Raw genomic sequence first — 12,701 nt, forward strand, 5'->3', positions numbered from 1 at the left:
GCTTTTAGTCAGTTTGCGTTTGTGACAGGTCTTTCAGGTGTACTTTGATGAAGACAAGCGCTGACAAAAATCCCCGATTATTCAGCTATTCATCTCTAAAAAAGTCTGAGTAAAGTCATCAGCAGGATAGTATTGCTCGATTAATATCTCAGCAGCCGTAATGTCAGTTGGTGTACCAAATGAGGTGAGGGTAGTGAGAAATTTTAGTGACTGCCCACCGAGTTGAAAGTCCAGATACACAAATGGCTCAGTCCTGATATTAAGATCAATCGGTTGCGGGTCACTGGGGAAGTCCGGGTGGCGAGCCAGGCTCTTGAGCAAGTTATCATGGCGTCCGGGCGCTGCTTGTTGCTCATGTTGTAAACGCAGTAAAGTGGTGTTGGCTATCTCCTGCCAGTTACCAATGAATGGCTTCACCGCATTGGGATCAAAAATCATTTCCGCAATATTTTGCGTGTCCGGAAAGTGTGGACAGGCAGCTTTGCATATATCAAATAAACGCTGGAAGCCGTCACTTTGCAAAATGATATTCCAGTGCCAATCCAGCACAATTGCCGGATAAGGCTCATGTTTATCCAGGATGATCTGCAGGGTTTTCGACACTCTGTCCATATTGCGCTGATCCAGCGGGGTGCGCGAGTAGTGTTCTGCAAAGCCTGCCAGGGATAGCAATTCATTACGGGTTCTAAGTGGTAGATCCAGTGCTTCTGCGAGCCTTAATACCGCTTCTTTGCTGGGTTTGGATCGCTCATTTTCAATAAAGCTAACATGCTTGCTACTCATGCCCGCTTCCATAGCTAAGCTCAATTGACTAAAGCCTTTGGCCTTTCTGAAAGAGCGAAGTTGGGTGCTAAATGTCGTCATCAGGCAGCCTTTGATATTGCGGCAAAGATAACATTGTACTGGATGCATGAGTTAAAAACTGTACCTCTGAGGTAATTGTTAGCGATACCTGCAGGTGTAATTATTTGCTCTGAGAATTTATTGAAAGGAGTAAATAATGAAGTGTTTCAGAGTGTTAATGGCTATTTCCTGGGTGCTGATCATGGCACTGACTATCCACGTGGTCAGTGCGCATGGCCTTAATTGGCCAGTGGTCTTCATCGGTGATTTGTTTGAGTTTAATTGGCGTTCCCAGTTTTACGTGGACTTCTCGGTACTGTTACTGATTTTATTTTTATGGATTAACTGGCGTGAAGCCTCAACGATGAAGGGACTAGTTTGTGGCTTGCTGAGTGTCTTTATGGGAGGCATGTTCGCTTTTGCATATCTGGTCTACGAAAGCTATGTCGCCAAAGGGAATGTGAAAGCGTTTCTGTTGGGGGCGCACTACCGTAATGAATGATAACCCCGTCAGAGTGTGTCAATAGATTGCAGGTGATCAGTTTTCTACTGTGAAGCCTGCTTTTTGCAATGTTGGATAGGCAACCCATAGTGGCCCAATGAACAAGAACATCAGGTCTTCAAGAAAGCTGGGCTTTTGCCCCTCAATTTTGTGGCCATAGAATTGTCCGGCCCATGCGGCTGCAAATAGCAGTATCAGCATGATATAGCCAAAACCAAGCGCCAGCTGCAGAACGAGCGCAAGACCAATCATCACTGCGCCTAAAATGGCTACCTTCTTGCCCATCGTCCAGTAAAAAGCAATGGCGGCTAAAGCAACAGGGATAAATAAGAAGATTGAGAGCTTCCAAAGTAGTGCGACAACCGTGAAAAATATCACTGGTATGCAAATATTATGGATCATTTTGTTGGTTGGATTCTGGTGTGATACAGAATACTCCGTCATCCATTGATCAAACGTTCTCATGTTTTCTTCCTTCCTTGTACTGATTGGTTGTTTCAAACAATTATACGGTCTGCCAAAAGCAGCTCAATGTCATGGCATCAAGCTGCTGTATGTACCTTATGAGTTAGGGTCTTCGTAGAAGATATAAGAAGTAGAGTAGTCGCTGAATTCGAAGTACACTTTCTTCTCGCCAGAATCTACTTTACCGTTAAGGTTTGCGTCGAGTACGCCATAGCCAAAGCGGTAAGGACGGTCAGCGTCATTAGTTGTACCTGCAGCAGTTGATAGCTTGTCGATCTTCATAAAGCGCTTGGCAAGTTTGTCGCCTGCATAGATTTCAATAATACCGTCGGTTCCGGTCCAGTTATTAATGGAACGGCCAATGCGGTTTTGAGTTTCTTGAGTACAGGCAGCTAATAATGTACTCAGTACAGCTAATAATATGATTTTACGTAACATTTCTTTTCCTTATAGGCTCGGCTAATGATTCAGAATAATCAAAAAATACTATACTACGTTCATGACCCAATGTGCAGCTGGTGCTGGGCATTTGTTCCGACATGGACCAAAATCCAAGACGAATTAGAAGGTAAGCTTGATATTCGTTATCTGTTAGGTGGTTTAGCACCGGATTCGGATCAAATTATGCCGCAAGAAATGCAAAAGGCGATCAGTGGCTACTGGAAAACGATTGAAGAACGTGTTCCTGGTACATATTTCAATCATGACTTTTGGAAGGTTTGTACGCCCAGACGGTCAACTTATCCTTCATGTCGGGCCGTGATTGCAGCCAGAAAGCAGCAGCCTGAGTTGGAAAAAGCGATGATACAAGGTATTCAGGAGGTGTATTATTTAGAGGCGATGAATCCTTCAGATGATGAAGTGCTCATCAATATCGCGGATGCATTGGGTTTGGATGCTGAGCAGTTTGCGGTTGATTTAAACAGTGCGGAGACTCAGCAAGAGTTTGATGCTGAAATGGATCTGGGAGCACGAATGGGTGCGCAAGGTTTCCCGAGTCTGATTCTGCAAACACCAGAAGGATATCGCTATATCCCTCTGGATTATAACCGACCTGAAGTGGTGTTAGACCAGCTCAAGCCGTTGCTAGAGGCAGCGAGCTAGTAAGGACGCTCACCGATGTAATTCCCCGGTGGGTTGTAGTTACAGACCCAAAGTTGGGAAAGGTCACCACATTGTTGATAGGCACAGCCTACTTGTGTGGTTTCTTTCCAGACGATTTGAGTATAGTGACCGCATTGCTCGCCGCGCTTACAACTATTATTGCGGTAGTTATAGAACTGCTTTTCATCTGCCCAGTCCTTCACGACGCGTTGAATATCGATTTCTTGCAACTCGCGTAAACCGTTCGACCATCTGCGCGGACTTGCCCACCACAAATTCTCACCATGCGGACTGCCACTAGGGCGATGCCGCATATGGCAATTATTAGTCGATGCTAAATGATTGGCCCACTCCTGTGCATAGGAAGCCAAACTGGCCGACCATGTCAGATCCGATAAGCCATGCGCTCTTCGCACTTTGTTGTGTGCATCTAGTGTGCGTGCGAAACGTTGGCCATTATTACTGATTGGCTTTGCTGTAGGTTTATTGTGTGTGTGTGGATCCGGTTGCATGCTTTCCGCATGCATCTCAGTGGTTTGTTTAACGGTTTTTTCACTAGCACCACCACAGGCAGACACAAAAAGTCCGACTGTGATGGCAGTGGTGATTGCTAAGGAAGATGTCCTGAACATGTTGCGCTTATCCCCATTTATTCAACTCCTTCTTAAAATAGGTCTGCGCATCCTTTTGCAAACCGTTTCTTAGGTTAGTTCACTCAGTAATAGTGACTTGCAGCTCATCGCCTTTGGCTGCTCAAGTCCCATTAATTGCAGAACAGTCGGGGCCAGATTGCCTAAGCCTCCGCTGGTGCTGAGTGTCCAATATTTTTGGTCAATTATCAGACATGGTACAGGATAAACGGTATGTTGTGTATTTGGCTGTTTGCTGATCGGGTCAACGTATTCGTCACAGTTGCCATGATCCGCGGTCAGAATGACGGAGTAGTCGTTTTCAGCAGCGGCATCGAGTACCCGGCCCACTTCAGTATCCATTGCTTCAACAGCTTTAATAATGGCTTCAGGAATCGCCGTGTGGCCAACCATGTCACCATTGGCAAAGTTGACCACGATGAAGGCATGTTCTTGTTTGTTAAGTGCATCAACCACCGTGGTTGCCACTTCAGCGGCGCTCATTTCCGGGCATTCGTCGTATGTTGTCACCTTTGGAGAGTCGACAACAATACGCTCTTCACCTTCATAAGGTGCTTCTTTGCCGCCATTGAAGAAGAAGGTAACGTGCGCGTATTTCTCTGTTTCGGCACAATGTAACTGTGTCAAACCAGCTTCACTAATCACCTGAGACAGGCAGGTTTCAGGCTGCTCTGGTTTGAATACGATCGGGCCGGTGAGGGTTTTATCGTATTCCGTCATGGTGGTTAGTGTAACGGCTTCAAAGTCGCCACGATCAAAATGATCAAATGACTTATGTGACAATGCAGCGGCCATTTGGCGTGGACGGTCATTACGGAAGTTGAAGAATAGGGCCGTGTCGTTTGAAGCCACTTTTTCTGCACCAGCAATCACACAAGGCGGCACAAATTCATCGGTTGCACCATCTGCATAGGCTGCGTCCATTGCAGCAGCTGCGGTGTCAAAACTCAGACCTTTGTGATTTACCATAGCCTGCCATGCTTCTTCGGTACGCTCCCAGCGTTGGTCGCGATCCATGGCATAGAAACGGCCACTAATAGTCGCGATCTTTCCACCGTGCTGATCAAGCGAGGCCTGTACGGTTTCAATAAAACGCTTCCCTGATTTTGGTGAGGTGTCGCGGCCGTCGGTGTAGGCGTGAACCATTGGCGTAACGCCTTCAGCGGCGCAAATCTCAATCAAAGCGCAGAGATGACTAATATGGCTATGTACGCCACCGTCAGAGACTAAGCCAACTAAATGTAATGGACGGTTGGCCGACTTTGCAGCACCAATTGCATCAAGCACTACGCTATTTTTAGCAAAGCTGCCATCTTCAATCGCATCGTCTACCTTGACCAGATTCTGTTTAATGATGGTTCCGCAGCCGATGGTCAGGTGGCCTACTTCAGAGTTGCCCATTTGACCCTCTGGAAGACCAACAGGGCCTCCGGAAGCTTGAAGTGTTGTGTGAGTGTTTGACCCGAAATAGCGGTCGAGATTAGGCGTATTGGCTTCGTAGACTGCGTTGTTTTGCTTGCTTGGGTTGACCCCAAAGCCATCCAGAATAATTAATAATGTATTACGGCGTGGAGCTGTTTGCTTGGTCACGATCAATAGGCCTTTAGTAAATTTTGTAGGATGCGATGATTTTAAGTGATTTAAAAATTTTGTGCACCTTGAAGCCTGTTAAAGATGCTTTTTGTGGGGTATTGGCCTCTTATCCGGTCGGGCTATAGTGATCACGGTGTGTTTGTTAGCATCATACTTTCTAACAATAATAACAGTCGATACTATGAGTCTTGCAGTTGCTTATACCCGCACCAATGATGGCATTAATGCTCCACAAGTGAGTGTTGAAGTAGATTTGAGTCACGGTTTGCCGGGCTTTTCTATTGTTGGATTGCCGGAGGCGGCGGTGCGTGAAAGTAAGGATCGCGTGCGTTCGGCTATTATTAATTCCGGTTTTGATTTTCCTAATAACCGCATCACTGTCAATCTGGCACCTGCAGATCATCCCAAACAAGGTGGTCGTTTTGATCTACCCATCGCCATCGGAATTTTGGCAGCTTCCAGGCAAATTGAACAAGCCGCTTTGGACCAATATGAGTTCATTGGTGAGTTGGCACTAGGTGGTGAGTTACGCTCAGTCAAAGCGGTATTACCCACCGCGTTTGCAGCACACCACACCGGGCGTGCGATCTTGTTGCCTAAGGCTAATGCAGATGAGGCGGGTATTATTGAGAATGCTTTAATTTTCCCCTGTGAGCATTTAAAAGAAGTCGCTGCCCATTTAAATCATCAACAACGTATCGATTACTACGAACGCCAAAGTAATGCCGCTGAGGCGAGCCGCTATGATGTGGATTTGTCAGATGTGAAAGGGCAGTTTCAGGCGAAACGTGCCTTGGAAATAGCCGCAGCAGGTGGCCATCACTTGTTAATGGTCGGGCCACCGGGGACAGGTAAAACGATGCTGGCTAGTCGCTTGTCGACCATTTTACCTGAGATGACTGAGCAAGAGGCTCTTGAGTCTGCGTCAATCGCCTCAGTAAGTCATCAGGGTTTTGATCCGGTGGCGTGGTCTAAGCGGCCTTTTCGTGAGCCTCATCATACAGCCTCTGCCGTGGCCTTGGTTGGCGGCGGTGCAAAGGTGATGCCGGGCGAAATTTCTCTGGCACATAATGGTGTGTTGTTTCTGGATGAGTTGACGGAGTTCAAAGGGCCGGTGTTGGATGTATTGCGTGAGCCTCTGGAGACAGGGCGGATTGTCTTGTCTCGTGCGGCCAGGCAGGCAGATTACCCTGCACAATTTCAATTAGTGGCGGCGATGAACCCATGCCCACAAGGTTTGGATTGTGATCAAAAAGAGCGCTGCCAGTGTACATTGGAACAACAAAGACGTTACCGACAACGTTTATCGGCACCATTTTTAGATCGTATTGATATCCAGATTGATGTACCGCGCATGGCTCATGCTGATCTGACGCGTTCTGAAAAAGCCGAGACCAGTGAGCAAGTCAGGGAAAGGGTATGTGCTGCCCGTGAACGTCAACAAGCTAGACAGCAACAGCCAAATCACCTGTTAAATGCTAAGGGAGTTGAAGCTCATTGTGGCTTGTCAAAAGCAGATGACGCTTTACTAGGACAGGTGTTGGAGAGTTTTAAACTGTCGGCACGCGCTTGCCATCGAATTTTGAAAGTAGCCCGAACGATTGCTGATTTAGACCTTTCAGACAAAATAAAGACGGCTCACCTGAGTGAAGCCGTCTCATATCGTGCGATGGATCGCCAGCAGTAGTGCCTTAGGGCATCACAGCATTGGCATGACCGCCTGATGATTCAGGTGAGCAGCCAATGCTTTTGGCGTCATTCCATCAGTGGTTTTAGCACTGCGGCTTAACCCTTGGCTAATGAGATAAGCCGAGGTTTCAGCATGGCCAAAGCGTGCAGACTCGTGTAACGCTGTCCATTTCTTTTCAGTCAGTGCATGTTTGTTAGCACCACTTGCAAGCAACAGCTTAACGACTTCTAATTGACCTTTCGCTGCCGCTTCATGCAATGGTGTTTCCTGGTACTTATCGACAGCGTTAACATCTGCGCCTCCGTCGATCAATGACTTAGCCACAGCAAGTAAGCCTTTGGCAGCTGCTTTGTGAAGTAGTGATTCACCAATACCGTCGGACACATTAGAAGAGGCACCTGCTCTGGTCAGTAGTGCTACAACCGGTGCGTTTCCAGCGCGGATAGCGATCTGAATTGGCGTTCCTTTATTGCTACCCGTATTTGGATTAGCACCATATTTCAACAAGTCTTGAACGATACCGGTATGACCACGTGCAATCGCTGTGTGCAGCACCTGACCCTCAGCACCTCTGGTGTTTGGGTCAGCTCTGTAGCTGAGTAGGTGGCGCGTGATGGTTGGTTGGCCGTTAGTAACCGCTGCATACAACACAGGGCCACGTGGACCGCTAGAGCTTGGGCTACCGGAGTATTCAAGTAGTTGTTTGACTAAGCCTGCATTGCCACGCTCAATTGCCATATAGAGTGGACTGCCTTGCGGGCCTTGGGCGCTTGCATCAGCACCATTTTTTAGCAGTAAATCAATTGTTGGCTGATGGCCTTTGCTGATGGCTAAATGCAGAGGTGTCATGCCATTGCCATTTTTTACATTTGGATCTGCGCCATACAGAATCAAACTGTCTGCAAAGTCATAATTACCGCGTCGTATTGCAGTGTAAAGCACAGGCTCGCGGTTGGCGTTAATGTAGTTAACGTCAGCACCCATTTTCAGGAAGCGTTCTGCTTCTTTCATGCTGCCAGCGTTTAGATTGTCTGATAGTGCTTTTGATACCACTGGTCCGCCAGACGGTCTTGCTGGTACAGCGCGACGCTGTAAACCTTTCTTAACCGTTGCATAGTCTGGTTCTCCAAAACCCGCCGCACTCTTTTTCGCTGTATCAGGAGCTCCAGCCGAAGGCGTTACAGGTGCTGTAGCCGTTGTATCTGGCGTAATTGCTGATGGTGCTGAAGGTATAGTAGATGACTCTCCTCCACACGCGCTAATTAGCAAAGCGGTAGGTAGTACGACAGCAGACATGAGTCTTATAGAAATCATGTATTGACCCTTTCCATAGTAGTCTATTTTATTAGTCTAATTTTAAATTGCTGGCAAAAATAATTATTTCGCCTAGTCAACCGATTCCAAGGTGAACTAAGGAGTTGTAGGGAGGTCCAGCAAATTTTTAGCCTCATCAATATAGCTTAAAAACTTACTGCTTGCCATTTAATAGTGGTACTAAAACGGGTGGAAGTGTGCCTATTTAAATCAAAATACCTTGATGCAGATAAATAAGCCCATTCATTGCCGCTGCGGCGAGAGTGCTACCACCCATCGTCCCATCCATGGTTATGCAGGGAACGCCCAGTTGGGCTGAGTTTTTCCACAGATACTGCTTTGCATCAGTCGCGCCAGTATAGCCTCTTGGCATGCCGATAATCAGTGCGGGCTTATTGATTTCTTCTTGCTCGATCAGCTCCATCAGACGTAAAAGCGCAGTCGCCTCATTGCCGATCAGTACAATACTGCCTTCAGTAAAGCGTTTCCAGTTCTCAACGGACACCATGGCACGTGTCAATTTTTTGGACTTAGCCTGAGAGATGACATTTGGGCGGTCGATCAGGCAGATTGGTTCCTTCTTGAGATATTGTTGCTTGATACCTTCCGTGACCATGCCAGAGTCGCACACAATGTTGGCATTTTTCTTTAGTGCTAACAGGCCCGCCTCAATTGCATTATCACTTATTCGTGCATTTGGAATCACCAGATCATCACCGTAGGCCAATACCATGCGAATTAGCAGTTGTTGTTCCGGAATGTGCGGATCACTTAGATCATGGATCTCGCGGATGGAGGCTATAGAAGACTGTTGGATAAGCTTCGGGTCACGTTCGTATTTGATCATTTACCGAGGCCTCAGGGTATTAACGCAATTAAGTAGTGTGACACATCCGGAACTGAGTTCCGTGGATTTGATATTACAGGATTCGCGAGTGTCATCAAAGCAAAACAGAGGTGACATAGATTGAAGTGATTGCTGTCACATGATGACAACTCGGTGATGAAATGTCAGCTTGCGACGTATTATTTATCTGCTTGGCAAGGTAAGAAAAAATACTTAGTCAAATAAAATCAGAAGCTTATGTTTATTTGACTAAGTTTGGCATCGACGTTGCAACCTACCTAATACAACAGGCAACACGATGATAACCAATAAAAGCAAGCCCCCGAGATGACAAGTGGTCTAACAATAATAAAAATAAAACCACCGCCAATCTCAACCCCCGCGCTCTTTGCTTCCCCCGGCAAAGGGCGCTTTTTTATATCTAAGTCGATGCTCAATCCCTGAGCATCTTTTTGCATTGCCAAAGCTTCCTTACTCTGAACAAGTGCTCTAGTTCCTTAAGATGTGTGTATCTTAAGGTTGCCAATACTTTGTGGCTATCAGCACTAGACCACTTGCCAGATTCTGGGTACGAGCTGTAGTCTATTTTTAAGAACTACCGCTCGTCTGTTGTTATGCTCCTTGCAAGCTAGATAAATCAGCAACTTGCAGAAACAATCCACGTAACGAGGTTAACAAAGCTAAGCGATTGTTTTTCAACGCTTCATCATCACTCATGATCATAACGCCATCAAAAAATGCATCGACCTCAGGGCGTATTGCGGCCAATGAGCTGAGTGCATCTGTATAGGCATTGTTGGCAAGCAGTGGGGCGACTTTGTTTTGTTGCAAAGCAATCGCTTCATTTAGTGCTGATTCCTGCGCTTCTACAAATAAGTGAGCGTTAATCGTGGTATCTGGTGTTTTGTCCAGCTTCTTAAGAATATTCGCAATACGCTTATTGGCCGCAGCCAATGGCACCGCTTCCGGTAACTCTTTGAAGGTGTTAACCGCTTTAACCCGGTGGTCAAAATCAATTGGCGAATGAATATTCAGTGCAGAGACCGCATCCACAACATCCATACCAACGTTTTGATCTTGGTAGTAAGCGCGAAGACGTTCCATGATGTACTGGTAAGTGTCTTCAACAGCAGCGGTAGCGTCCACTTTATCCTGCAGATTGCCTGCTGCGAAGGTTAATAGCTCTCTCAGATCAAGAGACAAGTCACCTTCAATGATAATACGTAATACACCTAAGGCAGCACGGCGCAATGCGAACGGATCTTTGGTACCGGTTGGCTTTTGGCCAATGGCGAAGATCCCCAGAATCGTATCCAGCTTATCTGACAATGACAGGATTTTACCCGTCATGTAAGCAGGAATGTCATCACCGGCAAAGCCAGGCTTGTATTGCTCTTCGATGGCATAAGCAACAGACTCAGGCTCGCCATCTTTTAGTGCGTAGTAACGGCCCATAATGCCCTGCAGGTCACTGAACTCGTTAACCATGTCGCTGGCAAGGTCGCACTTACAAAGTTGAGCCGCACGTGTTGCATGATCTGCATTTTCACCAAGTGCTGTGGCGATGTGGCCAGCTAATTGTGAAACGCGCTCAGTCTTTTCAAACAAAGTACCGAGTTTTTGCTGGAATACGATTTTCTTAGTGGCTTCACGGTGAGATGCTAAGGGGACTTTGCAATCTTGTTGCCAGAAGAAGGCGGCATCGCTGAAACGTGGGCGAATGACTCGTTCATTACCATCACGCACCACACTAGGGTCACTACTTTGTATATTTGAAATAGTGATGAAGTGAGGCATTAGATTGCCATTGGCATCAACAACCGGGAAATATTTCTGGTGATCTTGCATGGAGCTAATCAGACATTCCTGAGGAACCTCAAGGAATTCTGCACCAAAACAACCGTCTACTGCCATTGGCCACTCAACTAAGTTGGTCACTTCATCAAGCAGGTCTTCATCAATAACGGCTTCCCCCCCAATGGAGGCGGCACTAGCCTTAGCCTGATCTGCGATGGTGGCACGTCTTTCTTGTTGATCAACCAATACATAGCCTTGCTTTAATGCTGGTGCGTAATCGGCAGGTGTACTGATGCTAATGGTTTCAGGATGATGGAAACGGTGTCCGCGGCTTTCGCGGCCAGTCTTGATGCCAAGAATTTCCGCATCAACAACATCATTGCCTAATAGGAAAACGACCCAATGTACCGGGCGTACAAATTCAGTGTCGCTGTCACCCCAACGCATACGCTTAGCAATTGGCAGCGCCGCAAGTGCTTTGGTCAACATGTCTGCGACTAAGTCACGTGACGCTGAGCCTTTGATTTCTTGCTTAAAGTTCAGGTATGCGCCTTTGTCCGTTTCGATTTGCTGCAATTGGTCAAACTCAACGCCACAAGAGCGAGCAAATCCCATGGCTGCTTTGCTTGGATTCCCTTCTTTGTCAAAAGCCGCTTTGACAGCAGGGCCACGCTTTTCAACCTGTTGATCTGCCTGAAACTCTGTAACGTCACTAATCATGAGAGCCAAACGGCGCGGTGATGAGTAAGTTGTGACGTCATTATAGCTGATACCCGCTTCTTTCAGGCTGTTGCAAAAGTGTTCGGTCAGCGCTGCAGATAATTTATTCAGCGTTTTTGGAGGTAGTTCTTCGGTGCCGATCTCGATCAGCAAGTCCGCTGTTGTTGTCATTGCCAGATCTCCTTATTCCGTTGCATCAGATTTAAGCATTGGGAAGCCGAGCTTCTCACGCGAGTCGTAATAAGCTTGTGCAATACCCCGGGACAGCGTACGCACACGGAGTATGTAGCGTTGTCTCTCCGTTACGGACAGAGCGTGGCGAGCATCCAATAAGTTGAATAAGTGAGAGGCCGTTAGCATCTGCTCATAAGCAGGTAACGGTAGTCCGTCTTCAACCATTTGCAGACTGACTTTTTCAGCTTCGTCAAACTGATGAAATAGTTCTTCTATATTTGCTTTTTCGAAGTTGTAGGTTGACTGCTCGACCTCATTTTGATGATACACGTCACCGTAGGTGATCACGCCTTGTTCACTGTCTGTCCAAATTAAGTCGTAAACATTCTCAACGTTTTGCACGTACATCGCGATACGCTCAAGACCGTACGTGATCTCGCCTGAAACAGGCTTGCAGTCAATACCACCGACTTGCTGGAAGTAAGTAAACTGAGATACTTCCATACCATTGAGCCAGATCTCCCAGCCTAGTCCCCAGGCGCCAAGCGTTGGCGATTCCCAGTTATCTTCGACGAAACGAATGTCGTATTTCAGAGGGTCGATACCCATCGCTTCTAATGAGCCAAGGTATAGCTCCTGAAAATTATCCGGAGATGGTTTCAGCAGTACCTGAAACTGGTAGTAATGCTGCAGGCGATTTGGGTTTTCACCGTAGCGTCCGTCCGTTGGGCGGCGTGACGGTTGAACATACGCCGCTCTCCATGGCTCCGGGCCTACTGCGCGTAAGAAGGTTGCGGGGTGAAAAGTACCCGCGCCCATCGGCATATCGTAGGGTTGAAGAATGGCACAGCCTTGCTTGGACCAGTAATCCTGAAGAGCAAAGATTTGCCCCTGAAAGGTGGAGACGTTGTATTCAGACATTTGCAATGAATTCAGCAGTTTCGGTAAAGCAGCGCATTATACGGTATTTTTTGCGGGGAGTGTTTCTGACGTGTGAAAAAC

At 47.0% G+C, this 12,701-nt stretch carries 12 protein-coding genes; 3 read left to right on the forward strand and 9 right to left on the reverse strand.

Annotated elements, in window-relative coordinates:
• Positions 1 to 81: 81 nt before the first annotated feature.
• Positions 82 to 864 (reverse strand): helix-turn-helix domain-containing protein, encoded by a 783-nt coding sequence (locus DKW60_RS04530; RefSeq protein ID WP_181389582.1) that lies wholly within the window; start codon positions 862 to 864, stop codon positions 82 to 84.
• 136 nt (positions 865 to 1,000) lie between these two features.
• Here DKW60_RS04530 and DKW60_RS04535 point away from each other — a divergent pair, with 136 nt between their 5' ends.
• Positions 1,001 to 1,345 carry a P-loop NTPase family protein gene (locus DKW60_RS04535; RefSeq protein ID WP_109836481.1) on the forward strand — a complete coding sequence of 115 codons (345 nt, stop codon included), beginning with the start codon at positions 1,001 to 1,003 and terminating at the stop codon, positions 1,343 to 1,345.
• A 36-nt stretch (positions 1,346 to 1,381) separates the two neighbouring features.
• On the opposite strand, the gene DKW60_RS04540 is transcribed toward DKW60_RS04535, so the two are convergent.
• Together DKW60_RS04540 and DKW60_RS04545 are read right to left on the reverse strand one after the other, a co-directional pair.
• Entirely contained in the window at positions 1,382 to 1,810 is a 429-nt protein-coding gene (locus DKW60_RS04540; protein ID WP_109836482.1) for an Mpo1 family 2-hydroxy fatty acid dioxygenase, read from the reverse strand.
• Positions 1,811 to 1,906: 96 nt separating this feature from the next.
• Positions 1,907 to 2,248 (reverse strand): hypothetical protein, encoded by a 342-nt coding sequence (locus tag DKW60_RS04545; RefSeq protein ID WP_109836483.1) that lies wholly within the window; start codon positions 2,246 to 2,248, stop codon positions 1,907 to 1,909.
• A 24-nt stretch (positions 2,249 to 2,272) separates the two neighbouring features.
• Between DKW60_RS04545 and DKW60_RS04550 the strand changes: the two genes are divergently transcribed.
• Positions 2,273 to 2,914, forward strand: coding sequence for a DsbA family protein (locus DKW60_RS04550; RefSeq protein ID WP_109836484.1), 642 nt, complete (start codon positions 2,273 to 2,275; stop codon positions 2,912 to 2,914).
• Here the strand turns inward: DKW60_RS04550 and DKW60_RS04555 are convergent.
• Together DKW60_RS04555 and gpmI are read right to left on the reverse strand one after the other, a co-directional pair.
• Positions 2,911 to 3,546 (reverse strand): pathogenesis-related family 1 protein, encoded by a 636-nt coding sequence (locus DKW60_RS04555; protein WP_146203430.1) that lies wholly within the window; start codon positions 3,544 to 3,546, stop codon positions 2,911 to 2,913. The genes DKW60_RS04550 and DKW60_RS04555 overlap by 4 nt on opposite strands.
• Before the next feature lie 69 nt (positions 3,547 to 3,615).
• Positions 3,616 to 5,154, reverse strand: coding sequence for a 2,3-bisphosphoglycerate-independent phosphoglycerate mutase (gene gpmI, locus DKW60_RS04560; protein ID WP_219988634.1), 1,539 nt, complete (start codon positions 5,152 to 5,154; stop codon positions 3,616 to 3,618).
• Positions 5,155 to 5,338: 184 nt separating this feature from the next.
• On the opposite strand from gpmI, the gene DKW60_RS04565 reads away from it, so the two are divergent.
• Positions 5,339 to 6,844: a YifB family Mg chelatase-like AAA ATPase gene (locus DKW60_RS04565; protein WP_109836485.1), complete on the forward strand. Its 1,506-nt coding sequence runs from the start codon at positions 5,339 to 5,341 to the stop codon at positions 6,842 to 6,844.
• A 12-nt stretch (positions 6,845 to 6,856) separates the two neighbouring features.
• On the opposite strand, the gene DKW60_RS04570 is transcribed toward DKW60_RS04565, so the two are convergent.
• The 4 genes from DKW60_RS04570 to glyQ all read right to left on the reverse strand — a co-directional run bounded on the left by DKW60_RS04570 (position 6,857) and on the right by glyQ (position 12,620).
• A complete protein-coding gene (locus DKW60_RS04570; protein WP_109836486.1) occupies positions 6,857 to 8,161 on the reverse strand; it encodes an ankyrin repeat domain-containing protein in 1,305 nt (434 codons plus the stop codon).
• A gap of 205 nt (positions 8,162 to 8,366) precedes the next feature.
• Entirely contained in the window at positions 8,367 to 9,008 is a 642-nt protein-coding gene (locus DKW60_RS04575; protein WP_109836487.1) for a precorrin-8X methylmutase, read from the reverse strand.
• 612 nt (positions 9,009 to 9,620) lie between these two features.
• Positions 9,621 to 11,696: a glycine--tRNA ligase subunit beta gene (glyS, locus tag DKW60_RS04585; protein WP_109836489.1), complete on the reverse strand. Its 2,076-nt coding sequence runs from the start codon at positions 11,694 to 11,696 to the stop codon at positions 9,621 to 9,623.
• 12 nt (positions 11,697 to 11,708) lie between these two features.
• Positions 11,709 to 12,620 (reverse strand): glycine--tRNA ligase subunit alpha, encoded by a 912-nt coding sequence (glyQ, locus tag DKW60_RS04590; protein ID WP_109836490.1) that lies wholly within the window; start codon positions 12,618 to 12,620, stop codon positions 11,709 to 11,711.
• Between the last annotated feature and the right edge of the window lie 81 nt (positions 12,621 to 12,701).

Source organism: Leucothrix pacifica, assembly GCF_003172875.1.
Taxonomy (GTDB): Bacteria; Pseudomonadota; Gammaproteobacteria; order Thiotrichales; family Thiotrichaceae; genus Leucothrix; species Leucothrix pacifica.

Coding starts and splice junctions, on each gene's coding strand:
- DKW60_RS04540 (WP_109836482.1), bottom strand. CDS start 1,810: ATGAGAACGTTTGATCAATGGATGACGGAGTATTCTGTATCACACCAG.
- DKW60_RS04570 (WP_109836486.1), bottom strand. CDS start 8,161: ATGATTTCTATAAGACTCATGTCTGCTGTCGTACTACCTACCGCTTTG.
- DKW60_RS04565 (WP_109836485.1), top strand. CDS start 5,339: ATGAGTCTTGCAGTTGCTTATACCCGCACCAATGATGGCATTAATGCT.
- DKW60_RS04555 (WP_146203430.1), bottom strand. CDS start 3,546: ATGTTCAGGACATCTTCCTTAGCAATCACCACTGCCATCACAGTCGGA.
- DKW60_RS04575 (WP_109836487.1), bottom strand. CDS start 9,008: ATGATCAAATACGAACGTGACCCGAAGCTTATCCAACAGTCTTCTATA.
- DKW60_RS04530 (WP_181389582.1), bottom strand. CDS start 864: ATGACGACATTTAGCACCCAACTTCGCTCTTTCAGAAAGGCCAAAGGC.
- DKW60_RS04550 (WP_109836484.1), top strand. CDS start 2,273: ATGATTCAGAATAATCAAAAAATACTATACTACGTTCATGACCCAATG.
- DKW60_RS04545 (WP_109836483.1), bottom strand. CDS start 2,248: ATGTTACGTAAAATCATATTATTAGCTGTACTGAGTACATTATTAGCT.
- glyQ (WP_109836490.1), bottom strand. CDS start 12,620: ATGTCTGAATACAACGTCTCCACCTTTCAGGGGCAAATCTTTGCTCTT.
- glyS (WP_109836489.1), bottom strand. CDS start 11,696: ATGACAACAACAGCGGACTTGCTGATCGAGATCGGCACCGAAGAACTA.
- DKW60_RS04535 (WP_109836481.1), top strand. CDS start 1,001: ATGAAGTGTTTCAGAGTGTTAATGGCTATTTCCTGGGTGCTGATCATG.